The organism is Streptomyces sp. 8K308, from assembly GCF_004348315.1.
Lineage (GTDB): Bacteria > Actinomycetota > Actinomycetes > Streptomycetales > Streptomycetaceae > Streptomyces.
Genome location: NZ_SMKC01000004.1, coordinates 48,207 through 74,626, shown reverse-complemented (window position 1 = coordinate 74,626; position 26,420 = coordinate 48,207). Strand labels below are relative to the sequence as shown.

The following is a 26,420-nucleotide window of genomic DNA, read 5'->3' as shown; positions in this document are numbered from 1 at the left end:
GTCCCCCAGCGCTCCGCCCACCAGCAGCAGCACCGTCCGCGGCAGCGTGACCGCCGTCAACACCAGCGCCGCCGTCCGCCCCCCGTGTTCGCTGGCCGCCCACCCAAGACCGAAGAACAACGCCGACCCCCCGAGCAGGGACATCCGCGTCCCCGCCAACCACACGAGGAACCCCCGCGGCATCGCCCCCTGCTTCCCTGTCATCTTCACGCCACGGACCGTAACAACCGGCACTGACAACAGCCGGCCCCGGCCGTCGGCACACCGCTCACCGCTGCTCGGACCGAGCGCGTCCCTGTAGCCGGGAAGCAAGAAAAACGGAACGACGAGAGCAGGGTCAGGATTCCTCACGCGACGAGGCCAGGAGGGATTCATCACCTGGCCGCACTCGCGCCCCCGGCGCCCTCCCGTGCTACCGTCGGTCGTAGTTGCAGTTGTGGTTCCCAAAAACTCCAAGTGCCCCAACGGTGGTTTCCAGGTGGCTTCCAACCGTGGGGAACATCTTGAATGTCCGGTCATTATTCCGGAGGGGTGATCATCGCGGCGACGCGGAGTCCGCACGGTGTGGACCCCGAGCACTGCCCCAAGGAGATTGACATGGCATCTGGCACCGTCAAGTGGTTCAACGCGGAAAAGGGTTTCGGCTTCATCGAGCAGGACGGCGGCGGCGCCGACGTCTTCGCCCACTACTCGAACATCGCCGGCCAGGGCTTCCGCGAGCTGGTCGAGGGACAGAAGGTGACCTTCGACATCGCGCAGGGCCAGAAGGGCCCGACGGCCGAGAACATCGTTCCCGCCTGACAGCACGCAATGTGAGCTTGGGGCCCGCACCCGGGGTGCGGGCCCCAAGCTCGTGCAGGCACGAGGGCGCGGTTCCGGGTGAGGTCCGACTCCGGTTCACGAACCCGGCGGTTCCGCCTTTCCATCGATCATCGATTTTTTCTTCGCCCCGACCGGATTGTCCTTCGCTCTTGTTTTCACTCCGGCTCGTTCTCGCGATTCTCCGTATCGCCACGCTCGCCCGCGAACGCCGCGACGTGCGACGTATCCGGCCGCTGGGGCGGCTGGTTGACCGCGGGCCATGGAGACCGTCAAGCCACCCGCACCGCACCCGCGCCGGGTCGAGTTGGACCTACGCGGCCGGCACCCCGTCCTGCGCTATTCCGAAGACCCCGTGCGGGTGGCGCAGCCCAGCTCGAACCAGACCCGCTTTCCCAGCGGCGAGGCGGTGATTCCCCAGTCAGCGGCGAGGAGTCGACCAGCAACAGCCCGCGCCCGTTCTCGTGGCCCTCGCTGCCCTCCGGACAGCGGGGCGTTGGGCTTCGCCGCGACGCGTCATAGGTGGCTACCAGCACGCGACGCTCGGCGATGGTGGTCTCCACGGTGACGTACGGAACGTCCGTGTGAGCGAAGACGTTTGTCACGATCTCGCTGGTGAGCAGTCGGGCGTTCTCGACCAACGCGCAGTGGTGCCCCGCGTGGCTCAGCAGCCGGACGACGTGATCACGCGCCAGCTTGGCGGTGTCGACGGTGTTGGGGGCGGTCAGCCAGTAGGAACGAACAGGGTTGATCGACTTCTCAGGCGGCACGACGGTCATGGGGCTTCCCTCCCGGACCCTTGGTTGCGAGCAGGCTAACCCGGAACACCCAGCTTGTTAGCCCAACTTCACTCTTACTGGTGACCACGTGGACCAAATCCGAGAGATTCGTCCATGCTGGGCATGACGCCGAGGGAAGGAGTTCGCATGGCATCCAGGAAGACACCGACCGCTCGACAGCGACGCATCGGTACGGAACTGCGGCGGATGCGCGAGCACGCCGGCCTCTCCATCGCCGAGGGAGCGGCCCTGTTGGGCACCGACCGCACCAACATCTCCAATCTGGAGGGCGCGCGCTTCGGTGTGAGCGGAGAGCGGGTCAGACAGTTCGCCGCGAACTACAACTGCCCCGACCACGCCTACGTCGAGGGACTGGCTGCCATGGCTTCGACCCGGGTCAGGGGATGGTGGACCGAATACCGAGGGGTGCTTCCCTCCGGTGCGGTCGATCTGGCCGAGATGGAGTACCACGCCCAGCGACTGACCGTCGTGGAACACATGCACGTCCCCGGCCTGTTGCAGACCGAGGAGCACGCCCGAGCGGTGCTACGCCTCGCCATCCCCCAACGATCAGAGGTCGAACTCCTGCGGCGGCTCACCCACCGCATGAAGCGCAAGACGATCTTCGAGCGCGACCAGCCCACTGCCTGCGTCTTCCTGGTCCATGAGGCAGCGCTGCGCATGTGCCTGGGGGGATCAGCGGTTCAACGCAGGCAGCTTGATCGTCTGTTGGAAGAGAGCGAGCGGGACCACATCACCCTCTTGGTCATCCCCTTCACCGCGAACGGCTACGCGGGGGCCGGCAGCTCCGTCACTCTCGCAGCTGGTGCGGTGCCCAGGCTGGACACGGTTCAGCTCGACAGCCCCCATGGCGTCGCGTTCCTCGACGGTGAGGCGCAGTTGATCCGGTACCGCACTACGCTGGAGCGAATGCGTGAGATGACGCTGCCGCCGTCGGAGTCTCGCGACTTCATCCGCACCGTACGAGACGAGTTGTGAAAGGCGTACCATGCCCGCCTCCCCCTGGCAGAAGTCCTCGTTCTCCAACGAGGAAGGCAACTGCGTCGAGTTGGCCAGGGCCACCGCCGAACGACTCCTCATACGTGAGAGCGACGCCCCCGACACCGTCCTCGCCACCAACCCGGCCCGGCTCAAGGCGCTGCTCCAACGGCTCAAGGCATGACGAGACGCCGGGCCGTGGGCTCCCGTGTGACCGGCTCCGCCACCTGGGTGACGCGCCACAGGCGGCGCGGCAACTCCCCTTCCTCGAAGGGGTGCACCTTCACCAGGCGCCAGCCGTCCGCGGCGAGGGCGTCCACCAGCGCGCGGTCGAAGAAGTGCACGGCGAAGCCGCCGTGTTCGAAGATGCCGTCGCTGTGCGGGACGCCGGTGCCGTGGTGGGCGTCGCCCGTGTGGCGGACGGTGTAGACGAAGACCCCGCCGGGCCGCAGCACCCGGCGGACCTCGCCGACGAGGGCGTGGATCTCCGCCGTGGACAGGGCCATGCACAGCAGCATGTGCGCGTAGGCCGCGTCCACGGCGGCGTCGGGCAACGGCAGCGGCTCCCGCACGTCGTGCGTCACGGCCGTCACCCGCCCCGCCACCCCCTGCCGCCGGGCGGCGGCGCGCAACTGCCCGAGCCCGACGGCCGAGACGTCGAGCGCCCGAACGGAGAACCCCTCCCGGGCGAAGTACAGCGCGTCCCGCCCATGCCCGGCGCCGAGTTCCAGAACGCTCCGCGCCCCCGCTGCCCGGAACACGCCGGCCGCGTACCGGGCGGGCGCGGACGGCTCCTCGCCATACATCCCGGGGTGAGCGGTGTACGCGCTCTCCCACCGCGCCCGCTGCGCCCCGGCCAGCTCTCGCCCACCATCGTCCGTCACGGCCGCGGCCTCCCTCGTCAGATCGCGTTGATCGCTGCGGGCGCCCGCTCCACCCGGGTCAGCGCCCGCAGCAGCGCGGCCTGGCCGTGGCGCCGGGCGGCGAGCCGGGCCAACAGCACGAGCACCGGGTCGAAGGTGGCGTCCGGGAGCTCATCGACGTCGAGGTCCACGCTGACGGCGAGGTCGTCCCTGTGCACGGCGAGCTCCATCATCCGGGTAAGCAGGAAGTCCTCGAGACGCAGCGCCCACCCCGTCTGCGGAAGGAACACGGTCTGGCCGCCCGAACACTCCGCGAGCCTGGTGCGTTGTTCGACGAGCGCGGCGCGGGCGAGCTCCGCCAGCCACGAGGCACCCTGGGACCCGAGGTCCTCGCTCCGTGCTCGGATGCCGGCGTTGGCCTCCCCGTCGAGCGGCTCGTCGATCCAGGCGGCCCGGGCATAGTGCTCCAACAGGGGAATCGGCGTCGGCTCGGACTCGGACTCGCGCAGGTCGGGATCGGCGAGGACCTGCACGGCGGAGCTGACGCTGAAGATCTGGTAGGCGAGGTGCCCGGCCAGGCCGCCGACCGTCATCTCGGCTAAGGCGCTTGGCCGCTCCCACGCCGCGGCGACCTTCGGAGTCTCCAGCAGTGCCACGGCCTGTTCTGCAGCGCCCAAGTAGGCGTCCGCCACGCTCATCGTGTCCTCCGCGATCTCGATCCTGATCTCAATTCCTCGGCTCAGCCTCCTCCATCCTGGCGTACGGCCGCGGGTCTTCCCCCCGCCAGGCTCAGGGCTCAGGGCGCCACCAGCGGCGTCCACTCGCGGACGCCGACCACCCGCACGCCCGGGGTGCGATAGTACGGGTCCTCGGCCATGATCCGGTCGAGCTCGGCCCGGTCGACCGGGAAGATCAGCAGGGCGCCGCCGCCGTCCGCGAAGGGACCGGCGGCCAGCAGGCGGCCCTCCTTGTGCAGGCGGGTCAGCAGCGCCCGATGGGCGGGGCGGGCGGCGAGGCGTTCCGGCTCGGGGCCGAAGGCGAGTTCCACGATCAGCATGCCGGTGACGGTACGGTCGGGCGCGTGAGCCCGTCTGTATCAGCCGATACGCCGCCGCCGTACGCCGCGCTCGGCGCCGTGCCGCTGCTCGCGGGGCTCGGCGCGGACCGGCTGCGTGAGCTGTGGGCCGCCAGCGTGCGGCGCCGCCACCCGGCAGGGCAGGTGCTGGGGCACGCTGGGGCGCCCGCCACCCACCTGCTGCTCCTGCTGCGCGGCACGGTCGCCGCCACCGGCCACACCGCCGCCGGGCGGACGGTACGGCACGGCGAGTGGACAGGACCCCGCGCGCTCGACAAGGTCGCGGTGATCGACGGCCTCGGCCACACCGCCACGCTCATCGCCGTCACCGCCTGCGAGGTGGCGGCGCTGCCGCGCGACCGCTTCCTCGCCCTGACGGACGACGTCGCGTCCGTCCGCGCCCACGTGCTGCGCGTGCTGGCCGCCGAGGCCCGCCAGCAGCAGGCCCGCTTCACCGATGCCGCCACGCTCCCGGCCGAGGCCCGCCTCGCGGCCTGGCTGCTCGCCGAGGTCGCGGCGCGGCGGGACACCGTGGTCCCCCTGGGCACCCAGCAGGAGCTCGCCGAGCACCTCGGCCTCAGCCGCGTCACCGTCAACCGCGCGCTGCACCGGCTCCGCCGGGACGGGCTGATCGACGTGGCCAGACGAACCGTGCGGGTGCCGGCGCCCGAACTGCTGCGGCTCAGGACCTCGGGCGCCCACCCGGGGACTGCCTGAGTGCCGTGTCCCGGCTCTCCTCACTCTGGTCCCACACGGTCGGAGTGGTCAGCGAGCCACGCGGCCGCGGCACATCCCGGGCCGGGCGCTGAAGCGCCTCGTCGAACTGCCGCGACCGCTCCTGGCCCAGGAGGAAGAGTCTCCGTTCAGCGGGATCACGAGTCATACCTTGATCACCGTGGCCTCGTCCCCGCACAGCACCGTCAGGTCGTCGGGGTCGGAGGTGAGAATCGTGATCGGGGCAGGTGCCGACAGGGCGACCGCGGCCACCATCGCGTCGATGGCGTGCCGGTGACCGTGCAGGCTGGCCCCCATCAGCAGGGCGGCGGCCTGACGAGCGTGTACCTCGGCGATGGGTTCGACGGTCAGGCGCGAGAGGGTCCATTCGAGGGCAGCTCGGTTCACTCGCGGATGGATCACCTCGACGAGGGTGGCGGATGTCGTGATCACCCGCATGTTCTTCGCATGCGCCCAGGCCAGCCACTTCATGAGTTGGCGATCTCGCGCCGCCGCCTTGGCCAGCCCTTCGCAGTCCAGCACGAGAGTGCCGTTGGGTACGGAGGAAGGGCGGGTCACACCGCTGCCTGACCCGACGACTCCTCCGAGGCCACCCGCTGCTGCTCGCGCGCCCGCAGCCAGGTGTCCTCGACTTCCTGGATCTCCTCGTCGGTGATGGGCCCCTGCTCGACCTCGGCCGCCTCGATGATCTCCTGGAGCCTGTCCCGCTCGATCTGCCGCGCCACCGCCGCCGCGATATACGCGGAGAGCCCGGCAGAGCCGCTACGCTCCCTGGCTTCCTCCGCGATCTCGCGCGGCATGGTGATCGAGTACTTCCCGAAGTGCTCACTCACGCGGTAATGCTACCGCCAATCCTCCTCACGGTGAGCCACCGCCTGGTCACCAGGCCGCCCCGCCCGGGGGTGTACGTCCCGTCACCCCGGGCGGGGCGGAGTCCAGGGGAGTCGACGCCTCAGAGGGTGTGCTCCCGGTAGCGGGCCACCGTCTCGGCCAGGACCTCCCGGCCGTCCCGCGCCCACAGGCCGTCGTTGAAGATCTCCACCTCCACCGGGCCCCGGTAGCCGGCCGCCGTGACCTGCTCGCGGAACCAGCGGAAGTCGACCGCGCCGTCACCCAACTGCCCACGGCCGGTGAGGACACCCGCCGGCAGCGGGGTGGTCCAGTCGGCGTACTGGAAGCAGTGGATGCGGCCGCCCGCGCCCGCGCGGGCGATGCCCGCGGCGATCGTGTCGTCCCACCACAGGTGGTAGGTGTCGACGACGATCCCCACCTGCTCGGCCGGGAAGCGCTCGGCCAGGTCAAGCGCCTGGGCCAGCGTGGAGACCACGCAGCGGTCCGCCGCGTACATCGGGTGCAGCGGCTCGATCGCCAACCGGACGCCGCGCTCGGCCGCGTACGGCGCCAACTCGGCCAGCGCGTCGGCGATCCGCTCCCGCGCGCCCTTCAGGTCACGGCTGCCGGCCGGCAGGCCTCCGGAGACCAGGACCAGAGTGTCCGTCTCCAGCTCGGCCGCCTCGTCGATCGCCGCCCGGTTGTCGGCCAGGGCGGCGGCCCGCTCGGCCGGTTCGATGGCGGTGAAGAAGCCGCCCCGGCACAGCGAGGTCACCGTCAACCCGGCCTTACGGACCAGCCGCGCGCTGGCGGCCAGGCCGTGCTCGGCCACCGGCTCCCGCCAGAGGCCGACGCCGGGGACGCCCAACTCGACGAGTCCCTTGACCAGTTCGGGCAGGGACAGCTGCTTCACCGTCATCTGGTTGATCGAGAAGCCGGCGAGGTCCGTGGAATCGACCATCAGGCGTTCACCCCGTGGACCGCGAGCAGCCGGCCCATCCGCTCCCGCGCCAACTCCGGGTCGGGGAACAGGCCGAGCCCGTCGGCCAGCCGGTACGCCCGCGCGAAGTGCGGCAGCGAGCGCGCCGACTGCAGGCCGCCCACCATGGTGAAGTGCTCCTGGTGCCCGGCCAGCCAGGCGAGGAACACGACGCCCGTCTTGTAGAAGCGGGTCGGCGCCCGGAAGAGGTGCCTGGACAGCGGCACGGTCGGGTCGAGCGCGGCACGGAAGCCCGCCACGTCGCCGGTGTCCAGCGTCCGCACCGCCTGGGCCGCCAGCGGGCCGAGCGGGTCGAAGATGCCCAACAACGCGTGGCTGAAGCCCTGTTCGTCGCCGGCGATCAGCTCGGGGTAGTTGAAGTCGTCGCCCGTGTAGCAGCGCACGCCGTCCGGCAGCCGCCGCCGCAGCTTGATCTCGCGCTGGGCGTCGAGCAGCGAGACCTTCACGCCGTCCACCTTGTCCGGGTGGGCGGCGATGATCTCGACGAACGTGTCGGTGGCCGCGTCCAGGTCCTCGCTGCCCCAGTAGCCGGTCAGCGCCGGGTCGAACATCGGCCCGAGCCAGTGCAGGATCACCGGCTCCGCGGCCTGCCGCAGCAGCCGGCCGTAGACCTCGGCGTAGTCGTCCGGCCCGGTGGCCGTCGCGGCCAGCGCCCGGGAGGCCATCAGGATGGCCTGCGCGCCGGTGGACTCCACGACGGCGAGCTGCTCCTCGTAGGCCGCCCGCACCGCGTCCAACGAGGCCGGCCTCGTCGGGAGTTGGTCGGTGCCGACGCCGCAGGCGATCCGGCCGCCGACCGCCTTCGCCTCGGCGCCCGAGCGGCGGATCAGCTCCGCGGCGCCGGCCCAGTCGAGGCCCATGCCGCGCTGCGCGGTGTCCATCGCCTCGGCGACGCCGAGGCCGTGCGACCACAGGTGCCGGCGGAACGCCAGCGTGGCGTCCCAGTCCACGGCCGCCGGGTCGTCGGGCGTCACGTCGGCGAACGGGTCGGCGACCACGTGCGCCGCCGAGTAGACGATGCGGGACGCCAGCGGCGGCGCGCCCGATGGGTCGAAGACGGCGGGCTCGGCGCGGGGCTCGTACTCCACCAAAGCGCCCGTGTCGTCGGGCAGTCGGATGGTCCGGGTCATGATGCGAGCACCCCCTACAGGCTCAGCTCGGGAACGGGCAGCCGGCGGCCCTCGGCGGACGACTTCAGGCCGAGCTCGGCCAGCTGCACGCCCCGCGCGCCCGCCAACAGGTCCCAGCTGTACGGCTCGTCGAGCACCACGTGGCGCAGGAACAGCTCCCACTGCGCCTTGAAGCCGTTGTCGAACTCCTCGTTGTCCGGGACCTGTTGCCACTGGTCGCGGAAGACCTCGGTGGCCGGCAGGTCCGGGTTCCACACCGGCTTGGGCGTGGCCGAACGGTGCTGGACGCGGCAGTCGCGCAGGCCGGCGACGGCCGAGCCCTCGGTGCCGTCGACCTGGAACTCCACCAGCTCGTCGCGGTTGACCCGCACCGCCCAGGAGGAGTTGATCTGCGCGATGGCGCCGCCGGCCAACTCGAAGACGCCGTAGGCCGCGTCGTCGGCGGTGGCCGCGTACGGCTTGCCGTTCTCGTCCCAGCGCTGCGGGATGTGGGTGGCGGCAAGCGCCTGCACGCTCTCCACCCGGCCGAAGATGTCGTGCAGCACGTACTCCCAGTGCGGGAACATGTCGACGACGATGCCGCCGCCGTCCTCGCTGCGGTAGTTCCACGAGGGGCGCTGCGCGGCCTGCCAGTCGCCCTCGAACACCCAGTAGCCGAACTCGCCGCGCACGGACAGGATCCGGCCGAAGAAGCCGCCCTCCACCAGGCGCTTGAGCTTGCGGAGCCCGGGCAGGAACAGCTTGTCCTGCACGACGCCGTGCTTGATCCCGGCGTCGCGGGCCGCGCGGGCGAGGCGCAGCGCGCCGTCGAGCCCGGTGGCGGTGGGCTTCTCGGTGTAGATGTGCTTGCCGGCCGCGATGGCCTTGGCCAGGGCCTCCTCGCGGGCCAGGGTGACCTGCGAGTCGAAGTAGATGTCGACGCCGTCGTCGGCCAGCACCGCGTCGAGGTCGGTGGTCACGGCCTCCGGGTCGAGCCCGTGCCGCGCGGCGAGCTCGCGCAGCGCGTGCTCCCGGCGGCCGACCAGTATCGGCTCCGGCCAGATCACCGTTCCGTCGCCCAGGTCAAGGCCGCCCCGCTCGCGGATCGCGAGGATCGAACGGACCAGATGCTGGCGGTATCCCATCCGCCCGGTGACGCCGTTCATGGCGATCCGGACGGTCTTTCGCGTCGTCATGCCCCTGCCTCCCACACGGCCTGCTTCGGCGCCCCCGAGTCGCCCCCGATTCAGTAAGCGCTTTCTATCCAGGAAGACGCTAACCTCTCCCCACCGGCTTGGACAAGTGTGGGAGCAGAGCATGTCGGTAACGCTGGCGGATGTCGCGGCCCGCGCTGGGGTGTCCGCGGCGACCGTGTCACGCGTACTCAACGGCAACTACCCGGTCGCGGGCGAGACCAGGAGCCGGGTACTGCGGGCGGTCGAGGAACTGGAGTACGTCGTCAACGGCCCGGCCTCCGCCCTGGCCGCCGCCACGTCCGACCTGGTCGGCGTGCTGGTCAACGACATCGCCGACCCGTTCTTCGCGGTGTTGGCGAGCGCCGTCCAGTCCGAGATGGGCCCGGGCGCGGACGGCGCCGGGGGCAGCGGCCAGAAGATGGCGATCATCTGCAACACCGGCGGCTCCCCGGAGCGCGAGCTCACCTACCTCACGCTGCTGCAGCGCCAACGCGCCGCGGCCGTGGTGCTGACCGGCGGCACGGTCGAGGACCCGACCCACACCGAGGCGCTGGCCACGCGGCTGCGGCGGCTCTCCGACGCCGGCACCCGGGTGGTGCTGTGCGGTAGACCGCCGCTGCCGGGCCACGACGCGCTCACCGTCACCTTCGACAACCGGGGCGGCGCCCGGCGGCTCACCGAACACCTGCTCTCCCTCGGCCACCGCCGGCTCGGCTACCTCGCGGGCCCCACCGCCCGCACCACCACCCGGCACCGTCTTGAGGGCCACCACGCGGCGCTCGGCGAGGCCGGCCTGGCCGGCGAGGCGACGCTGACCGTGCACGGCGCCTACGACCGGGCCTCCGGCTACGACGGCGCGCTCGAGCTGCTGCGGCGCGAGCCGCGTCTCACGGCGATCCTGGCGGCCAACGACACCGTCGCCCTCGGCGTCTGCGCGGCCCTGCGCGACCGCGGCCTGCGGATCCCGCAGGACGTCTCGGTCACCGGCTTCGACGACCTGCCGTTCGCGGTCGACGCGACCCCGGCGCTGACCACCGTCCGCCTCCCCCTCGCCGACGCGGGCGCCCGTGCCGGCCGCTTGGCCCTCGACCGCGAGACGCCGCCGGCGGGGGGCGTCGCCACCTACCACGCCGATCTCATGGCCCGCGCCTCCACGGCCCCACCGAGCCCGTCCCGAGCACGCTAGCCGTGACCGCACAGGTTCGCGGCGTCGGGCCCGCCTGGCCCCCCAGTGGGCGGGAGGCCGTCCCGGCCTGCCGTCCCTCCCGTCAGGTGAGCGGACTCCGGCCGGCGGGGACCTCGAAGATGAGTTCGAGACCGTCCTCTTCGTCCCATTGTTCCCCGACCTCCACGAAGCCGTAGCCGGAGATCGTGGCCAAGGACGCCACATTGTCGGGACTGATCGTCGCCCGCACGGTCGTGACCGCGGGCTCGGCGGCGGCCCGGCGCAACAGCTCGACCAGCATGGCCCGCGCATACCCCTGACGGCGGAACTCGGGAGCAACCGAGTAGCCGATCTCAACCATGCCCACCTCGTCGGGGGGTCCGTGGAACCCCGCATGTCCCACGACGAGACCTTCGTCCCCGACTACCGCCTGCCGTGCCATCCACCGGGCGTGGCCGGGATCCGCGGCCATCTGACCGAGGCGGAACCTCCACAGCCACCGCGCGCTGTCGTTCACGAAGTACTCGGTCAGAGCCACCCCGGCCTTCCTGCTGGCCGCGGGCAGGTCCCCGTCGAGCAGCGCGGACATCACCGCGCCGGACAGCTCGACGAAGCGCACGTGCTTCGGGCTGGCGGGGAACGGCCTGTGGCGATCGGCTTCAGCTGTCACCGCGCCGATGCTCGTGGAACCCCCCGGAAGGTGTCCAACGGATTTCGGAGGGGCGGCATTGAGCCGCTCGGAGAGCCAGACGCACCCAGCCGCGCTGGGACAGGTGCCCGTCCGATGGAGGCGGGTGAGCGCCCGAGGAGGTTTCGCGCCGTGCGGGCCAGGTGAGCCTGGTCGGAGAAGCCCGCGGATGCCGCGGCCGCGGCCACCGATTCGCCGGGCAGGTCAGCGATGGCCGCGCGCAGCCGTGACCACTGCCGCAGCCGCACGAGCGGGATTCCGACGGATGTGCGGACGAGGGCGCGCATTCGGGGTGGCGAAAGCCCGACATCGGCGGCAATGGCTCCGATGTGGGCGCGGGGATCGGCGCGGGTGCTCTCCCGGACCGCGTGGGCCGCGCGTGGATCGAGGGAGTACCCGCCTCCGGCGAGGTCGGTGAGCTCGGCTTTGGCGGCGGCGAGGTCGGCCCCGGTGCCGGGAAGGCCAGCGGGGCCGAGTGCCGCGAGTATCCGCCGTGTCGCGGCCCTGTCGAGGCGGGTGAGCCCCAGTCCGGGACGGAGCGTCCAGGGGTCGACGAAGAGGGCGGCGTAGGACGACGACGCGGCACAGGTGTGGGCGAGCTGAGGGGACACGATCATCCCGGCCGCCGCGATGGCACGGCCCCCGCCCGCTCCGGCTTCGACGTGGCCGCCGATCGGCAGGACGACCTTCCATGCCGGATGGCAGTGGCGGGTGACGCTGAACGCGGTGGACTCGGCGAACAGCGTCGCCTCGGGGCCGGAGACGAAGACCAGCCGGCGATCGTTCTGTTCAAGCTCCCATGCGCGGCTGGAGACAACCATCACCTCATGTACGGTATCTCGGCCATCGCGTTGGCGGTCTTCCTGATCACGGTGGGAATCGCGCACTTCCTGGTTCCCGGCTACTTCCGCACCCTGGTTCCTTCCTGGCTGGGCTTGGCCGGAGTGCTCGTTGCCGGAAGCGGGGCAGCGGAGATCGTCGTGGGCGTGCTGATCCTGACTCCGCGGGGTCGAGGGGCCGGGGGCTGGGCCGCCGCCGCGCTCATCACCACCTACCTGCCCTCCCATCTCGACGCCCTGTACCGTGCGCGACCCGGTCGGCCGCGTCGGCTGGAGCGGCCAGTCGGCGCGATGGCCCGACTGGTGGTCAACCTCCTCTACGTCGGCTGGGCGGTCATGGTGGCGCTGACCGCCGTATGACGCGGCACGGAAGAGGCGGTCGGTTCCGTTTCGGAAGCCCGTGGTCGTGGACGGTTCAGCCTCGGCCCGAACCGGCGACGTCGCGTCGCCCTCGTAGCGCCGGCCGTCAGGCCGCCCGGGCGGGTAGGGCTTCGCGGGCGGGGGGAGGCCCGCGCGGTTACGGTTGACGGGTGGCTTGGCTACCGGATCGCGCTCGTCGCGGTGGCGTGCTGACGCTGCTGTTCGTCAGCCTCGCGCTGATCACGGCCGTCTCGGTCTACGACGCCGAGGTCGGCGGCCGGGTCAGGTGGGCCGGCTTCGCCGCGCTGGCGCCCGTCGTGGCCGGGGCGCTGCTGCCGCTGTGGCCCACCATGCTGGTCGGTGCCGTCGCGCTCGCCACCAGTCTGGTCGTCTACGGGCTCGTCGCCAGCGAGGTCACCTTCGTCTCCCGCCTCTTCGCGGTTGGCATCGTGACCCTCGGCGCGGCGCTCGGGCTCATCGTCTGCCGGGTGCGGTTCGACCGCGAGCGGCGGGTCAACGGGCTGATGATCGCCAGGGACCGGCTCACCCTGCTGACCGTGGCGAGCGAGCGGATCGGTTCGACGCTCGACGTGACCCGCACCGCGCAGGAGCTGACCGACGTGGCCGTGCCGCGGCTGGCCGACTTCTCGTGCGTCGATCTCTTCGAGCCGGTGCTGCGCGGCGAGGAGCCGGATCCGGGGCCGATCCACGGCGCGCTGCGGATGCGTCGGGTGGCGCACCTGTCGGTGCTCGAGGGCGCCCCGGAGGCCGTGGTCGCGCCCGGCGACGAGACCTACTACCCGGAGGAGTACATCCTGTCCCGCTGCCTGGCCGAGGGCCGGGCGGTGCGCGAGCCGATGCGGCTCGCCGGGGACCGGCTCCCTGAGTGGCTGGAGCGGGACCCCAAGCGTGCGGAGCACGCCAGGAAGTTCGGCTTCAACTCCGGCATCGCCGTCCCGCTGCGGGCGCGCGGCACCACCCTGGGGGTGGCGGTGTTCATCCGCCACCAGCGGTCGGAGCCGTTCGACGACGACGACCTGCTGCTGGCCGAGGAGATCGCCGCCAGGGCCGCCGTCTGCGTGGACAACGCCCGCCGCTACACACACGAGCACCGCACCGCGCTCACCCTCCAGCGCAGCATGCTGCCCCGGCGGCTGCCCCGACTGGCGGCGGTCGACGTCGCGACCCGTTACCTGCCGGCCGGCGGCCAGGCCGGGGTGGGCGGCGACTGGTACGACGTCATCCAGCTCTCCGGCGCCCGGGTGGCGCTGGTGGTGGGGGACGTGGTGGGGCACGGCCTGTACGCCACGGCCACCATGGGCCGGCTGCGGTCGGCCGTGCGGACGCTCGCCGACATCGACCTGCCGCCCGACGAGCTCCTGACCCACCTGGACGACGTGATGATCCGGCTCCGCTCGGAGACCGAACAGGACAGCCCGGGCGCGGGGTTCAGCGCCACCTGTCTGTACGCCGTCTACGATCCGGTCTCCCGCGCCTGCACCGCCGCCAGGGCCGGGCACCCGCTGCCCGCGCTGGTGCTGCCGGACGGCCGGGTGGACCAGATCGAGCTGCCCGCCGGTCCACCGCTCGGCATCGGCGGACTGCCGTTCGAGTCGGTCGAGCTGTTGCTGCCGGAGGACAGCGTGCTGGTGATGTTCACCAACGGCCTGCTCGAGTCCAGGGCCGACGGGACGACCGGCGGCATCACCGAGCTGCGGGAGGCGCTTTCCCAGCCGGTGACGTCGCTCGAGACGGCGTGCGACGCGCTGCTGAAGACGATGCTCCAGGAGGGGCCGAAGGACGACGTGGCGCTGCTGCTGGCCCGCACGCACGCGCTCGACGCGGCGCACGTGGCCACCTGGGACGTGACGCCGAGCCCGGAGGCGGTGGCCACGGCACGCGAGCTGGCCACCGGGCAGCTGGCCGAATGGGGCCTCGCGGACGCCGCGTTCACCACCGAGCTGGTGGTGAGCGAGCTGGTGACCAACGCCATCCGGCACGCCGGCGGACCCATCCAGCTGCGGGTGATCCGCGAGCACGGCCTGATCTGCGAGGTGTCGGACGGCAGCAGCACCTCACCCCACCTGCGGCGGGCGCGGGTGTACGACGAGAGCGGGCGCGGTCTGTTCATCGTGGCCCAGCTGACGGAGCGTTGGGGCTCCAGACAGACCAGTACCGGCAAGACGATCTGGGCGGAGTTCGCGCCGGACGCCGCGGTGCCGGTGTGAGAGCCGCGCGGCCCTGGCACCGGGGCCGGTGCCGTTGTCGGTGGCGTGTGGCAGGCTCGACGCCATGACCGACACGACGCGACCGCTGGCCACCGGGCCGCTGGGGGTCCGGCTGCTGGCCTTCGACCGACTCCCGGAGGGCAGCGAGTTCGGCGACGCCCCGGTGGGCTACTGCCTGGTGGCGGTGGAGCGGGGCGGCCGGGTGCTGCTGGTCCTGGACCGCGGTCGGGGCTGCTGGGAGCTGCCGGGCGGCGGCATCGAGCCGGGGGAGACGCCGCGCCAGGCCGCGGCCCGCGAGCTGTGGGAGGAGGCCAGGGTCTCCATACCCCCGGAGGAGCTGCGCTTCGCCGGTTTCGCGCTCACCGCCTTCGCCAACAAGCCGGAGCTGCGCGGCGCGATCTTCCGGGCCGCGCTGGCCGAGGCCGAGGAGCCGGCTCCGTTCTCGCCCAACGAGGAGATATCCGCGATCACCTGGTGGGACGGCGGGGAGCCACCGCAGGGCGGTCAGCTCCAGCTGGTGGACACCTATCTGGCCGAGCTGCTGACCGAGCCAGGGCGCCCGCAGCCGGCCTAGACCGCCCGCCGGGGCCGGGTGGTCGGGAGGTCGGCCGCTGCCGGCGGCTCTCCCTGGCGCCGTGCTGACTCGCTGACCCGGTGGCTCGTTCCTACGCTGGAAGGGCTCGGATACGGCACACGTGGACGAGTCGGAGGCGACAGGCGTTGACGGAAGGGTCTCGGGTATTCGGCGGGGCGGCGCTGGCCGCCCTCTACCTGCTGGACACGGGCGCCGGCGAGCTGCGCCTGGCCGAGACCGAGGGAGGCCCGAGCGCCCGGTTCGGCCTCGCGCCGGGCTATGCGCCGGCCGGCCCCTCTCCCGTCGCCGAGGCATGGCGCGCCGGTCGCCCGCTGTGGCTGGATGCCGCCGGCGTGGCGGCCCGTCGCGACACCGCCACCGAGGAGCCCTCGGTCGGCGTCTCACTCGGCGCGCTGCCGCTGGGGGGTGACGGCGGGTCGCTGGGCTGCCTGGTCGTCGCCGACGAGGTCGCCGAGGGCTTCGACGACGAACGGCGTGCCGTCCTTGAGATGTACGCCGAGCATGTCGGCGAACGGCTCGCGGTCGATGGCACGCCGCGGGCGCGGCGCGTGTTCGGGCGCGGCGCCGACGGCGTCCGGCTCGGCCGTTTCACTCTGACGCTGAGCAGCGGGCGGGTCGATGCGGATCCCACGCTGCTCGACCTCATGGGCCTGTCGGCGGACGATTTCGACAGCCGCGTGGAAACCATGATCGCGCGCACGGTGCCCGAGGACCTCCCCGCGCTGACGTCCATGGTCGAGCCCCCCACGTCGGCCTCCGGCAGTCGGGAGCTGGAGTTCAGGACCCGCCGGCCGAACGGCGAGCTGCGCTGGCTGCACCTGCGCTGCCGGCTGCTCTCGGACGAGGCCGGGCGGCCCGAGCGGGTGCTCGGCGTGGTGGCGGACGCCTCCCACCTGCGGCCCAGCGCCAACGACGTCTCCCGGGTGCAGCGGCTCTCCGCCACCCTGGCCACCGCGGTGACCGTGCACGACGTCAGTGAGGTGGCGGTCGCGGCGCTGCGCGAGCTGGGAGCGGACCGGGTGGCGCTCGCCGGGTGGGAGGCCGACCGGCTGCTGGTCAGGGCGCTCGATCCGCCGGAACCCGCCGCCTGGCCGGAGACCTGGCGCTCCCAGTGGCCCGACACGCCGGTCTTCCCTCCGACGTCCGCCGTCGGCGCCCCCCTGCTGCCGACGCTGCGCGCCGCGCTGCGGGAGGGCCGGATGAGCCTGTGGCCGGCCGGCGCCGATCTGGAGCGGGAGCTCACGGGCGTCGGTCCCGGCGGCCTGGCCGTCGTGCCGCTGCCGGCCGACGGCCAGGCCGCCGGGGTGTGCCTGGTCGGCTGGGAGGAGCCGCACGAGTTCGGCCCCGAGGAGCGGTTCCTGCTGTCCGCGGCCGCCCGTCTCGTGGGGCAGGCGCTGGTGCGCGCCCGCGCGTTCGACGCCCAGCACGAGCTCGCCGCCATGCTCCAGCGCAGCCTGCTGCCCCGCACCCTGCCCCGGCTGCCGGGCGGAGTCGCCGTCGCCCGTTATCTGCCCGCCACGGTGGGGCTCGACGTGGGGGGCGACTGGTACGACGTGATCCAGCTGACCGACCGGCATGTGGCGCTGGTCATCGGGGACGTGCAGGGACACAGCGCGGCCGCGGCCACGATCATGGGCCAGATCCGCACGGCCATCAGGGCCTACGCGGTGGAGGGCCACTCCCCCGACGTGGTCGTCTCGCACGCCAACCGCCTGTTGGTCGGCATGGAGACGGACCTGTTCGCGACCTGCTGCTATGTCGCCATGGACATGGAGGAGGGCGGCACCTGGTTCGTGCGGGCCGGACACCTGCCTCCGCTGCTGCGTGACCCGGACGGCGGAACCCACGAGGTCGAGGTCGAGGGCGGGCCCCCGCTGGGCATCGTCGCCGACGCCGACTTCCCCATGACCACGGTCGGCCTGGCCCCGGGAACGGTTCTCACGCTGGTGACGGACGGCCTGGTGGAGTCGTCGACCCTGCACCTGGAGGACGGGCTGCGCCGGGTGCGGGACATCATGTCCGCCACCGATCCTTCCGATGCCGCCCGGCTGGCCGACGCGCTGATCGGCGGCGCCGACCGGCGCGACGACGACGTGGCGCTGCTGCTGTTGCGCTACGACGGGACCAGGGTCAGGCCGCGCCGCGCCAGCTGGGCACTGTGGCGGTTGCCCGACGCCGTCAGCCACGCGCGTCGCTTCACCGAGCGGACCCTGCGCGCCTGGGACGTGGCGGCCGGCTCCGACCTGGCCCTGCTGGTCGTCTCCGAGCTGGTCACCAACGCCATGGTGCACACCCAGGGCCAGGTGCGGCTGGATCTCACGCTCGCCGGCGACCACCTGCGGATCGCGGTCAGCGACTCCTCGCCGCGCACCCCGGTGAAGCCGACCAGTGTGGACTGGGAGGCGACCGGTGGCCGCGGCCTGCTGCTGATCGAGGCCGTCACCGCCTCCTGGGGTGCCGTCCCGCTCAGCGGCGGCAAGCAGGTGTGGGGCGAGATCGATCTGGGCGAGTTGCACCCTTCGTCCGCTTAGCGTTGCATATGCCCAACAGGCGGTTTCACGCATCCCCAGCCGTGGTCGGAGGCGCCGATGGCGACGGTCACCCGGGGCGCCGCGGTCGTCGTGGTCGCGGCGTCCCTCGCCGCAGGCCTGGCCGCGTGCGGCGAACGGAATCCAGGCGGCGGCGGGGAGCGCGGCCGTCAGGAGAGCGGCTTCGAGGTCGGGCTGCTCCTCCCGGACAAGCAGGTCGCGCGCTGGGAGAGCTTCGACCGTCCGTTGATGGAGCGGCGGGTCAGGGAGCTGTGCGGGGACTGCCGCCTGGAGGCCGTCAACGCCCAGAACGACGTGGCCGTCCAGCAGCAGCAGATGGACTCCATGATCACCAGGGGCGTCGGGGCGATCATCCTCACCGCCGTCGACGCCACCGCGATCCACTCCTCCGTCGAACGCGCGGAGGAGGCGGGCATCCCCGTCGTCGCCTACGACCGTCTCGCCGAGGGCCCCGTCTCCGCCTACGTCTCCTTCGACAACAGACAGGTCGGCAGGGAGCAGGGCGAGGCGCTGCTGCGGGCCCTGGACGAGCGGGGCGGAGACCAGATCGTCATGGTGAACGGCTCCCCGACCGACCCGAACACGGCCCTGTTCCGGGAGGGCGCGCTCTCCGTACTCGAGGGCGAGGTGGACATCCTCAGGGAGTACGACACGCCCGGCTGGATCTCCAGGTTCGCCTACGGCAACGTGACCGCGGCCGTCGCCGACCTCGGCCCCGAGGAGATCCACGGCGTCCTCGCCGCCAACGACAGCGTCGCCGCCGGCACCGTCGCCGCCCTCAGGGCCGCCAGGATCGACCCGCTGCCGCCCGTCACCGGCCAGGACGCGGAACTGGCGGCCCTGCAGCGCATCGTCGCCGGCACCCAGTACCAGACCGTCTACAAGCCCTACGAGGACGAGGCGCGCCCCGCCGCCGAGCTGGCCGTCGCCCTGACGCGCGGGGAACCGCTCGACGACATCGCGCGGGACCGGGTCGCCACCGACGGCGCCGACGACATACCCGCGGTACTGGCCACCCCGGTATCCGTGACGGTCGACGACATCGAGGACACCGTCGTCCGCGACGGCCTGGTCACCATCGACCAGCTCTGCACCCGGCGGTTCGAGGACGACTGCCGTCGCGCCGGCCTCCTCGACTAGCGCCCGTTCGACCCGCCGTCCGCCAGGAGGTGATCGCACATGGCACTCGAGCGCACCCCCGCGCCCCTGCTGTGCCTGCGCGGGGTCTCCAAGCGGTTCGGTGCCGTCCGGGCGTTGACGGACGTCGACCTCGAGATCCACGGCGGCGAGGTCTGCGCCCTGGTGGGTGACAACGGTGCCGGCAAGTCCACCCTGGTCAAGGTGATCGCCGGGGCCGACCCGGCCGACGAGGGCCTGCTGGAGTGGAAGGGGAGATCCGTCCGCCTCCAGCGCCCGCACGACGCCCAGGCCCTGGGCATCGCCACCGTCTACCAGGACCTCTCCCTGTGCGAGAACCTGGACGTCGTCGGCAACCTGTTCCTCGGCCGTGAGCTTCTTCGGGCGGGCGTCCTCGACGAGGTCGAGATGGAGCGCCGCGCCCACGAACTGCTGTCGAGCCTGGCCATCCGGGTCCCCATCCTGCGCACCCCTGTCGCCTCCCTCTCCCAGGGGCAGCGGCAGGCGGTGGCTATCTGCCGGGCGCTGCTCGGCGAGCCCGAGGTCGTCGTGTTCGACGAGCCGACCGCGGCGCTCGGCGTCGAGCAGACCACCCACGCGCTCGACCTCATCGACCAGATGCGCGAGCGCGGCCTCGGGGTGCTGATCATCAGCCACAACCTCGCCGACGTCAAAGCCGTCGCCGACCAGGTCGCGGTGCTGCGCCTGGGCCGCAACAACGGCTTCTTCGACGTGAACACCACCTCGCAGGAGCAGATCATCTCCTCCATCACCGGAGCCACCGACAACGCGCCGACGCGGCCGGGGCGGGCATGGCCGTGAACCGGGAGAACGCCCCGCCCCAGCACGACCCCCGCCGGATCGTCCGCGGTCCGGGTCTCCGGGGGTACGTCGACGAGTTCCGGTGCCGGGCGCGCGGCGGTGAACTCGGCTCGCTCCCGGTGGTCGCCGGGCTCATCGTCATCTGGGTGGTCTTCGAGAGCCTGGACTCCGCCTTCCTCTCGCCCCGCAACCTCTCCAACCTCGGCGTGGACACGGTCGGCATCGGCATGATCACCGTCGGCATCGTCTTCGTCCTGCTGGTCGGCGACATCGACCTGTCGGTCGGCTCGGTCAGCGGCCTGGCCGCCGCGGTGTTCGCCGTGCTGAACGTGAACCACGGCCTGGCCGAGTGGCTCGCGCTCCTGCTCGCGGTGCTCTGCGGCGTGGGCGCCGGTGCGGTGCACGGCGTCTTCGTCGCCCGGATGGGCGCACCCGCGTTCGTGGTCACGCTGGCCGGGCTGCTGGGCTGGAACGGCCTGATGCTCCTCGTCCTGGGCACCAGCGGCACGATCAACCTCAACGACGAGGGCCTGGTCGCCACCCTCACCAGCTACTACTTCACGCATGCCGTGGCCGCCTACGGGATCGCCGCGCTCGGCGTGTCCGGGTACTTCCTGCTCTCCTGGCTGGAGCGCCGCCGCCGCACCAGCGCTGGCGTGCCGGCCCGGCCGCGCGGCGAGATCGTGGCGCGCACGGGCCTCCTGGCGGCGGTGGCGTTCACGACCGCCGCCGTGCTCAGCGCGTTCCAGGGGCTGCCGCTCGCCGTGCTGATCTTCCTGGCTGTCCTCCTCGGCCTGGACTTCCTGCTGCGCAGGACCGCCTACGGCCGCCGGGTCTTCGCCCTCGGCGGCGGCGTCGAGGCGGCCCGACGGGCGGGCGTCAACGTGGTCCGGCTGCGGATCACGGTGTTCGCCCTGTCCGGGACCATGGCGGCGGTCGGCGGGATCTTCCTGGCCTCGCGGATCACCTCGGCCAGCCACGCGTCCGGCTCCGGCGACCTGCTGATGAACGTCATCGCGGCGGCCGTCATCGGCGGCACCAGCCTGTTCGGCGGACGGGGCTCCATCTGGTCCGCGCTGCTCGGCGTCCTGGTCATCCAGTCGATCGCGTCCGGCATGGCCCTGCTGGGCATCCAGGTCGCCGTCCAGTTCATGATCACCGGCGGCGTGCTCCTGGCCGCCGTGGCCATCGACGCCCTCTCCCGCCGCCTCCAGAAGGCACACGGCCGGGCGTGAACGGAAGCCGCAGCCCGGCGAACCAACGCCGGCTGGATAGGGTCCGGCGCATGGGAAAAGCGAACGGCTTCGCGTACGACGTGCGGGCGGACGGCAGCGTGCGGGTCACGCACCGGGGGCGGGTGGCCGCGGTGCTGCGGGATGAGCGGGCGCGGGAGTTCCTGGCGGCGATCGCGGCGCCGGGCGGGGACCCGCAGCTGGTGATGGCCCGCTGGACGGGAAACTACCGACGGGGCAACGAGCGGGTGGCCCGCCAGCACCCACGCAACCGTTAGCCTGGCCGGCGGCTGAGCCGACGCTCCCACCGGCCAGGACCCCCCACGCACTCGCCGCGCGGCCCCACCGGCCGCCACGCCTCCGCGGGCCGAGCGCCCGCCCAGCGCCCGCTCATGGCTTGACCGACTGCAGCGCCTCCGTGTCGTCCGCCGTGGTCTCGGCGCCTTGTTCCGCGCCGGTGTAGCTGGCCCACAGGCGGGCGTAGCGCCCGCCGGCGGCGAGGAGATCCGCGTGCGGACCGTCCTCCACGATCCGGCCGTGGTCGAGGACGACGACGCGGTCGGCGCGAGCGGCGGTGCTGAGGCGGTGGGCCACCACCAGGGTGGTGCGGCTGCCGGCCAGGCGATCGGTGGCCTGGTTGACCAGGGACTCGGTGGCGAGGTCGAGCGCCGCGGTGGCCTCGTCGAGCAGCAGGATGTCGGGCCGCACCAGTTCGGCGCGGGCCAGGGCGATCAGCTGGCGCTGGCCGGCCGAGAGGTTGCGGCCGCGCTCGGCGACCCGGTGCCGGTAGCCGCCGGGGAGCGCGGCGATCATGGCGTGCGCCCCGACCGCCCTGGCCGCCGCCTCCACCTCGGCGTCGGTCGCCGCTGGCCGGCCGTAGGCGATGGCGTCCCGCACGGTGCCGGGGAACAGGTAGGGCTCCTGCGGCACCACGCCGAGCCTGTGCCGGTAGCCGGCGAGGTCGAGTTCGCGCAGGTCGGTGCCGTCCACCCGCACCGCGCCCGCCGTCGGGTCGTGGTAGCGCGCCACCAGCTTGACCAGGGTGGACTTGCCGGCGCCGGTCTCGCCGACGAAGGCGACGGTCTGCCCGGCCGGCACCCGCAGGGTGACGCCGGCCAGCGCCTCGTCGTCGGCGCCCCGGTAGGCGAACCGGACGTCGTCGAACTCCAGCTCGCCACGCAGCGACTCGACGCCGGTCGGCCGCTCGGGGGCCGGCGTCGAGGTGCGCTCGCGCAGGAGCTCCTGGATGCGGCCGAGCGAGACGACGGCCTGCTGGTAGCCGTCGAAGACCTGGGAGAGCTGCTGGACGGGGGCGAAGAACAGCTCGATGTAGAGGAGGTAGGCGACCAGGGCCCCGGCGGTCAGGGTGCCGTCCCCGACCCGGCCGGCGCCGACCACCAGCACCCCGGCGGTGGCCAGGCTGGCGAGCAGCTGCACGAAGGGGAAGTAGACGGAGATCAGCCACTGGCCGTGCACCCTGGCCTGCCGGTAGCCGTCGGAGCGGTCGGTGAAGCGCTCGTAGCCGTCCCGCTCGCGCCTGAAGGCCTGGACGATCCGCAGCCCGGCCACGGACTCCTGGAGGTCGGCGTTGACGCCGCTGACCCGCTCGCGCGCCAGCTCGTAGGCGCGCGAGCTGTGCCGGCGGAACACCACGGTGCCGGCGGCCAGCGGCACCAGGGTGGCCAGCACGATGAGGGCCAGCTGGACGTCGATGGCGATCAGCACGCCCATGATGCCGAAGAAGGTGAGCACGGCGACCAGCGCCTGGGTGAGCCCCGTCTGGAGGAAGGTCGTCAGGGCGTCGACATCCGTCGTCATCCTGGTCATCACCCGGCCGGCCTGCTCGCGCTCGTAGTAGTCGAGGCCGAGCCGCTGGAGCTGGGCGAAGATCTTGACGCGCAGCGAGTAGAGGGCACGCTCGCCGGTGCGGCCGACCGCGCGGATCGCGCCGTACTGGGCGGCCCACTGGCCGAGCACCACGGCGAGCGCGATGCCGGACGCGGCCCACACGGCGCCGAGCGCGGCCCGCTCCACGCCCTGGTCGATGCCGTGCCTGATCAGCACCGGAACCGCCAGGGAGGCGGCGGCGTCGGCGACCACGAGCAGCAGGGCGACCAGCAGCGGGCGGCCGAGGCCGGCGAGCAGCCGGCGCAGCCCGTACTCGGTCTCGGGGCGCGCGGCCCGCGCCTCGTCGATGTCGGGCGTGTCGGTGGCGGGCGGCAGGGCGGCGACCCGGGCCCGCAGCTCCGGGCTGCCGGCCTCCTCGTCCTGGACCTCGGTCACGTCCGGCCAGGGGTCGCCGGCCGGCTCGGCCTCGACCCCGGCAGGGTCGCGCTCGACGCCGCCGAGCTCGCCGGGGTCGGCGAGCAGGGCGCGGTAGAGCTCGCAGCGCTCGACGAGCTCCTCGTGGCTTCCGGTGTCGACGAGCCGGCCGCCGTCCAGCACGGCGATCCGGTCGGCGAGCTGGAGCGTGGACTGGCGGTGGGCGATCAGCAGGGTGGTGCGGTCCGCCATCACGGACTTCAGCGCGCTGTGGATCTCGTGCTCGACGCGGGCGTCCACGGCCGAGGTGGCGTCGTCCAGGATCAGGAGCCTGGGGTCGGTGAGGATGGCGCGGGCCAGCGCGATCCGCTGCCGCTGGCCGCCGGAGAGGGTCAGGCCCTGCTCGCCGATGACGGTGTCGTAGCCGTCGGGGAGCGCCAGGATGAAGTCCTCGGCCTGGGCGGCCCTGGCGGCGGCCCTGATCTGCCGCTCGTCGGCCTCCGGGTGCCCGTAGGCGAGGTTGGCGCGGATGGTGTCGGAGAAGAGGAAGCTGTCCTCGGGGACCAGGCCGATGGCGGTGCGCAGCGAGTCGTAGGTGAGGTGCCTGACGTCCTCGCCGCCGATCCTGACGGCGCCCTCGTCGGGGTCGTAGAAGCGCGGCAGCAGCAGGGAGACGGTGGACTTGCCGCTGCCAGAGGGGCCGACGACGGCGAGCGTCTCGCCCGGCTCGATGCGCAGGCTGAGGTCGCGCAGCACGGGCCGCTCCGGACCGTAGCCGAAGGAGACGCGGTCGAACTCGACGGTGGCCGGGGCGTCGGCCGGCAGCGTGTGCGCGTCCGGGGCCTCGGTGATCTCGGGCCGGGTGTCGATGAGTTCGATGACCCGCTCGACACCGGCCCGCGCCTGCTGGCCCATGGTCAGGATGAGGGTGAACATCCGGACCGGGCCGACGAGTTGCGCGAGGTAGGTGGAGAAGGCGACGAAGGTGCCAAGCGAGATCTGGCCCCGGGTCGCCATCCAGCCGCCGAGCGCCAGCATGGCGACCTGCCCGAGCGCGGGCACGGCCTGGAGCGCCGGGGTGTAGCGGGCGTTGAGCCGGACGGTGCGCATCCGGGCGCCGAAGAGCCGGCGGCTGACGTCGCGCAGCTTGCCGGTCTCCTGGTCCTCCTGCCCGAAGCCCTTGACGACGCGGACGCCGGTGACGGCGCCGTCGACCACGCCGGCCACCTCGGCGGCGCGCTGCTGCGCGTACCAGGTGGCGGGGAAGAGCCGGTCGCGGCTGCGGACGGTGATGAACCAGAGGGCGGGGCCGACGGCGAGTGCGACCAGGGTCAGCGGCGGCGAGAGGGTGACCATCACGAGCAGCGAGACCGCGAAGAGCATCAGGTTGCCGATGGTCATCGGCAGCATGAAGAGCAGGCCCTGGATGAGCTGGAGGTCGCTGGTGGCGCGGCCGACGACCTGCCCGGTGGACAGCTGGTCCTGGCGGCGGCCGTCGAGGCGGGTGATGGTGCGGAAGATCTCGGTCCGCAGGTCGTGCTGGACGTCGATGCCGAGCCGGCCGCCGTAGTAGCGGCGGATGAAGGTGAGCGCGTAGACGAGGACGGCGGCGGCGATCAGCAGTCCGATCTGCCCGCCGAGCCCGCCCTGGCCGCCGACCACGACGTCGTCGATGACGTTCTTGATGATCAGCGGCATCAGCGCCATCACGGCCATGCCGACCAGCGAGGCGCCCACGGAGAGCAGCAGGTTGCGGCGGTAACGCCAGCAGTAGGCGGTCAGCCGCCGTATCCATCCACCACCACGACCACCACCACGACCACCACCACTGGGCACGCCGTCTCTCCCTCGCTGTCGTATCCCAGGGAAGCCAAACGCCGGGACCTGCGGATTTCATCCCACAGCAACACTATGAACCGCTGATCGTCGGAACGGTAATCCGGTTGCGCGGGGCCGGGCGGCGTGCGTAGCGTCGCGGCCATGGGAGCGACCTTCATCCGCGGTCTGTGCGCCGTTGCGCAGACCGGCGACGAACGCCCGCCTGCGCACCGGCGCCCGGCCCTGGTCCTGGGGGACCTGTCCGGCGCCTGAGCGTCCCGCAGTAGCCAGCTCTCCCGTGCCCGATCAGGGCCGTCCGTGTGTCTCTGACCACCGGACAGGCCGTCGGCACCCTCTCGCGTCTCCCTACCGCCGCCCCGGCCTGTCCTCGCACACACGAGGACGTGAGCCTTCATGGCACGCGAGCGCATCCACCACCCCCGCGCCAGGCGGAGGGCCTTCTCACAGAACTTCCTCCACGAGCCCGGCGTGCTCGGCATGATCGTGCGGACCGCGCGGCTGCGGCCCGACGAGACGGTGCTCGAGCCGGGCGCCGGCGAGGGCACGCTGACCCGGGTGCTCGCCGGCTCGGCCGGCCGGGTCGTCGCCTACGAGATCGACCCGGCGCTCTCCCGCCGGCTCCCGGCCCGCCTCGCCCCGGCGCGGAACGTGCGCGTCGTGGCCGGCGACTTCCTGCGCGCCGCCCCGCCGCGCACCCCGTTCGCGGTGGTCGGCAACATCCCTTACTCGCGCACCACGGACATCGTGCGCTGGTGCCTCGGCGCACGGGCGCTGACCTCGGCGACGCTCGTCACCCAGCTGGAGTTCGCGCGGCGCCGCACCGGCGACTTCGGCACGTGGCCGCTGCTGACGGTCACCAGCTGGCCCGAGCACGGCTGGGAGCTCGGGCCACGGATCCGCCGCGAGCACTTCACGCCGGTGCCGCGCACCGACTCCGCGGTGCTGCGGATCACCCGCAGGACCGAGCCGCTGCTGCCCGGGCACCGGCTGCCGGCGTACCGGGCGCTGGTCGCCGAGGGCTTCACCGGCGTCGGCGGCTCGCTGCGGGCCACCCTCTCCCGGCGGCGCCGGGCGGCCCGGGTCCGTGACGCGCTGCGCGCGGCCGGGATCCCGGCCGACGCGGCGGTGGGGGTGGTCAGCCCGCCGCAGTGGCTGATGCTGTTCCAGCGGCTCGCGCCGTAGCCGCGCGGACCGCGACGGCCTGCTCCGCCGTGGCCCCGGCCCCGACGCCGGGTCCACGGCACCGCCCCGCCCGACGTCGGCTCCGCTCGGGGCGATGAGTTTCGCCCCCGCCGGTG

The 26,420-nt window shown here is 72.8% G+C and carries 27 protein-coding genes and 1 pseudogene; 14 read left to right on the top strand and 14 right to left on the bottom strand.

The genetic code is table 11. The annotated features are described in order from the left end of the window. Positions 1 to 204: pseudogene (locus E1265_RS01570) on the bottom strand (MFS transporter); the annotation flags it as partial. Positions 205 to 597: 393 nt separating this feature from the next. Between E1265_RS01570 and E1265_RS01565 the strand changes: the two are divergent. Then, positions 598 to 801 (top strand): cold-shock protein, encoded by a 204-nt coding sequence (locus E1265_RS01565; protein ID WP_132928366.1) that lies wholly within the window; start codon positions 598 to 600, stop codon positions 799 to 801. A 290-nt stretch (positions 802 to 1,091) separates the two neighbouring features. Here E1265_RS01565 and E1265_RS01560 read toward each other — a convergent pair whose 3' ends face one another. After that, entirely contained in the window at positions 1,092 to 1,598 is a 507-nt protein-coding gene (locus tag E1265_RS01560; protein WP_132928365.1) for an ATP-binding protein, read from the bottom strand. A 147-nt stretch (positions 1,599 to 1,745) separates the two neighbouring features. On the opposite strand from E1265_RS01560, the gene E1265_RS01555 reads away from it, so the two are divergent. Further along, positions 1,746 to 2,597, top strand: coding sequence for a helix-turn-helix transcriptional regulator (locus E1265_RS01555; protein WP_132928364.1), 852 nt, complete (start codon positions 1,746 to 1,748; stop codon positions 2,595 to 2,597). A 10-nt stretch (positions 2,598 to 2,607) separates the two neighbouring features. Beyond that, complete coding sequence (locus E1265_RS01550) at positions 2,608 to 2,781, top strand: DUF397 domain-containing protein (protein WP_132928363.1); 174 nt, start codon at positions 2,608 to 2,610, stop codon at positions 2,779 to 2,781. On the opposite strand, the gene E1265_RS01545 is transcribed toward E1265_RS01550, so the two are convergent. The 3 genes from E1265_RS01545 to E1265_RS01535 all read right to left on the bottom strand — a co-directional run bounded on the left by E1265_RS01545 (position 2,771) and on the right by E1265_RS01535 (position 4,517). Beyond that, a complete protein-coding gene (locus E1265_RS01545; RefSeq protein WP_243740457.1) occupies positions 2,771 to 3,481 on the bottom strand; it encodes a class I SAM-dependent methyltransferase in 711 nt (236 codons plus the stop codon). The genes E1265_RS01550 and E1265_RS01545 overlap by 11 nt on opposite strands. Positions 3,482 to 3,498: 17 nt before the next feature. Further along, positions 3,499 to 4,158: a maleylpyruvate isomerase N-terminal domain-containing protein gene (locus E1265_RS01540; protein WP_132928362.1), complete on the bottom strand. Its 660-nt coding sequence runs from the start codon at positions 4,156 to 4,158 to the stop codon at positions 3,499 to 3,501. 98 nt (positions 4,159 to 4,256) lie between these two features. Beyond that, positions 4,257 to 4,517, bottom strand: a complete 261-nt coding sequence (locus E1265_RS01535) for a YciI family protein (RefSeq protein WP_132928361.1) — start codon at positions 4,515 to 4,517, stop codon at positions 4,257 to 4,259. Positions 4,518 to 4,541: 24 nt separating this feature from the next. Between E1265_RS01535 and E1265_RS01530 the strand changes: the two genes are divergently transcribed. Then, positions 4,542 to 5,252: a Crp/Fnr family transcriptional regulator gene (locus E1265_RS01530; RefSeq protein ID WP_243740456.1), complete on the top strand. Its 711-nt coding sequence runs from the start codon at positions 4,542 to 4,544 to the stop codon at positions 5,250 to 5,252. Between the two features lie 162 nt (positions 5,253 to 5,414). Here the strand turns inward: E1265_RS01530 and E1265_RS01525 are convergent, their stop codons facing one another. The 5 genes from E1265_RS01525 to E1265_RS01505 all read right to left on the bottom strand — a co-directional run bounded on the left by E1265_RS01525 (position 5,415) and on the right by E1265_RS01505 (position 9,406). Continuing rightward, positions 5,415 to 5,828 carry a DNA-binding protein gene (locus E1265_RS01525; RefSeq protein WP_132928359.1) on the bottom strand — a complete coding sequence of 138 codons (414 nt, stop codon included), beginning with the start codon at positions 5,826 to 5,828 and terminating at the stop codon, positions 5,415 to 5,417. Continuing rightward, complete coding sequence (locus tag E1265_RS01520; RefSeq protein ID WP_132928358.1) at positions 5,825 to 6,103, bottom strand: CopG family transcriptional regulator; 279 nt, start codon at positions 6,101 to 6,103, stop codon at positions 5,825 to 5,827. The genes E1265_RS01525 and E1265_RS01520 overlap by 4 nt, the downstream gene beginning before the upstream one ends. Positions 6,104 to 6,222: 119 nt before the next feature. Then, the gene (locus E1265_RS01515; RefSeq protein ID WP_132928357.1) at positions 6,223 to 7,062 is read right to left on the bottom strand and encodes a sugar phosphate isomerase/epimerase family protein; all 840 of its coding nucleotides are present in this window, start codon (positions 7,060 to 7,062) and stop codon (positions 6,223 to 6,225) included. Beyond that, a complete protein-coding gene (locus E1265_RS01510) occupies positions 7,062 to 8,231 on the bottom strand; it encodes a dihydrodipicolinate synthase family protein (RefSeq protein WP_132928356.1) in 1,170 nt (389 codons plus the stop codon). Before E1265_RS01510 ends, E1265_RS01515 begins: the two co-directional genes overlap by 1 nt. Positions 8,232 to 8,245: 14 nt before the next feature. After that, positions 8,246 to 9,406, bottom strand: coding sequence for a Gfo/Idh/MocA family oxidoreductase (locus E1265_RS01505; RefSeq protein WP_132928355.1), 1,161 nt, complete (start codon positions 9,404 to 9,406; stop codon positions 8,246 to 8,248). A gap of 121 nt (positions 9,407 to 9,527) precedes the next feature. On the opposite strand from E1265_RS01505, the gene E1265_RS01500 reads away from it, so the two are divergent. Further along, positions 9,528 to 10,592, top strand: coding sequence for a LacI family DNA-binding transcriptional regulator (locus tag E1265_RS01500; protein ID WP_132928354.1), 1,065 nt, complete (start codon positions 9,528 to 9,530; stop codon positions 10,590 to 10,592). Between the two features lie 82 nt (positions 10,593 to 10,674). Here the strand turns inward: E1265_RS01500 and E1265_RS01495 are convergent, their stop codons facing one another. Together E1265_RS01495 and E1265_RS01490 are read right to left on the bottom strand one after the other, a co-directional pair. After that, on the bottom strand, positions 10,675 to 11,160 hold the full coding sequence (locus tag E1265_RS01495; RefSeq protein ID WP_243740459.1) for a GNAT family N-acetyltransferase: 486 nt from the start codon (positions 11,158 to 11,160) through the stop codon (positions 10,675 to 10,677). Between the two features lie 77 nt (positions 11,161 to 11,237). Next, a complete protein-coding gene (locus tag E1265_RS01490) occupies positions 11,238 to 12,080 on the bottom strand; it encodes a helix-turn-helix domain-containing protein (protein WP_243740458.1) in 843 nt (280 codons plus the stop codon). Between the two features lie 6 nt (positions 12,081 to 12,086). On the opposite strand from E1265_RS01490, the gene E1265_RS01485 reads away from it, so the two are divergent. From E1265_RS01485 to E1265_RS01450, 8 genes are all read left to right on the top strand, one after another. Further along, positions 12,087 to 12,458 carry a hypothetical protein gene (locus E1265_RS01485; protein WP_165953613.1) on the top strand — a complete coding sequence of 124 codons (372 nt, stop codon included), beginning with the start codon at positions 12,087 to 12,089 and terminating at the stop codon, positions 12,456 to 12,458. Between the two features lie 170 nt (positions 12,459 to 12,628). Then, on the top strand, positions 12,629 to 14,686 hold the full coding sequence (locus tag E1265_RS01480) for a SpoIIE family protein phosphatase (RefSeq protein WP_243740455.1): 2,058 nt from the start codon (positions 12,629 to 12,631) through the stop codon (positions 14,684 to 14,686). 64 nt (positions 14,687 to 14,750) lie between these two features. Next, entirely contained in the window at positions 14,751 to 15,260 is a 510-nt protein-coding gene (locus E1265_RS01475; protein WP_132928352.1) for an NUDIX domain-containing protein, read from the top strand. Between the two features lie 146 nt (positions 15,261 to 15,406). Beyond that, complete coding sequence (locus E1265_RS01470; protein ID WP_132928351.1) at positions 15,407 to 17,812, top strand: SpoIIE family protein phosphatase; 2,406 nt, start codon at positions 15,407 to 15,409, stop codon at positions 17,810 to 17,812. 57 nt (positions 17,813 to 17,869) lie between these two features. Continuing rightward, on the top strand, positions 17,870 to 18,970 hold the full coding sequence (locus E1265_RS01465) for a substrate-binding domain-containing protein (RefSeq protein ID WP_132928350.1): 1,101 nt from the start codon (positions 17,870 to 17,872) through the stop codon (positions 18,968 to 18,970). A 39-nt stretch (positions 18,971 to 19,009) separates the two neighbouring features. Then, complete coding sequence (locus tag E1265_RS01460) at positions 19,010 to 19,789, top strand: ATP-binding cassette domain-containing protein (protein ID WP_132928349.1); 780 nt, start codon at positions 19,010 to 19,012, stop codon at positions 19,787 to 19,789. Beyond that, positions 19,780 to 21,024, top strand: a complete 1,245-nt coding sequence (locus E1265_RS01455) for a sugar ABC transporter permease (RefSeq protein ID WP_132928348.1) — start codon at positions 19,780 to 19,782, stop codon at positions 21,022 to 21,024. Before E1265_RS01460 ends, E1265_RS01455 begins: the two co-directional genes overlap by 10 nt. A gap of 50 nt (positions 21,025 to 21,074) precedes the next feature. Beyond that, complete coding sequence (locus E1265_RS01450; protein WP_132928347.1) at positions 21,075 to 21,299, top strand: hypothetical protein; 225 nt, start codon at positions 21,075 to 21,077, stop codon at positions 21,297 to 21,299. 112 nt (positions 21,300 to 21,411) lie between these two features. On the opposite strand, the gene E1265_RS01445 is transcribed toward E1265_RS01450, so the two are convergent. Both E1265_RS01445 and E1265_RS01440 read right to left on the bottom strand, forming a co-directional pair. After that, positions 21,412 to 25,119: an ABC transporter ATP-binding protein gene (locus E1265_RS01445; protein WP_132928346.1), complete on the bottom strand. Its 3,708-nt coding sequence runs from the start codon at positions 25,117 to 25,119 to the stop codon at positions 21,412 to 21,414. Then, a complete protein-coding gene (locus E1265_RS01440; RefSeq protein WP_132928345.1) occupies positions 25,062 to 25,265 on the bottom strand; it encodes a hypothetical protein in 204 nt (67 codons plus the stop codon). The genes E1265_RS01445 and E1265_RS01440 overlap by 58 nt, the downstream gene beginning before the upstream one ends. 250 nt (positions 25,266 to 25,515) lie before the next feature. Here E1265_RS01440 and erm point away from each other — a divergent pair, with 250 nt between their 5' ends. Continuing rightward, entirely contained in the window at positions 25,516 to 26,304 is a 789-nt protein-coding gene (gene erm, locus E1265_RS01435) for an ErmE/ErmH/ErmO/ErmR family 23S rRNA (adenine(2058)-N(6))-methyltransferase (protein WP_132928344.1), read from the top strand. The last annotated feature ends 116 nt before the right edge of the window (positions 26,305 to 26,420 follow it).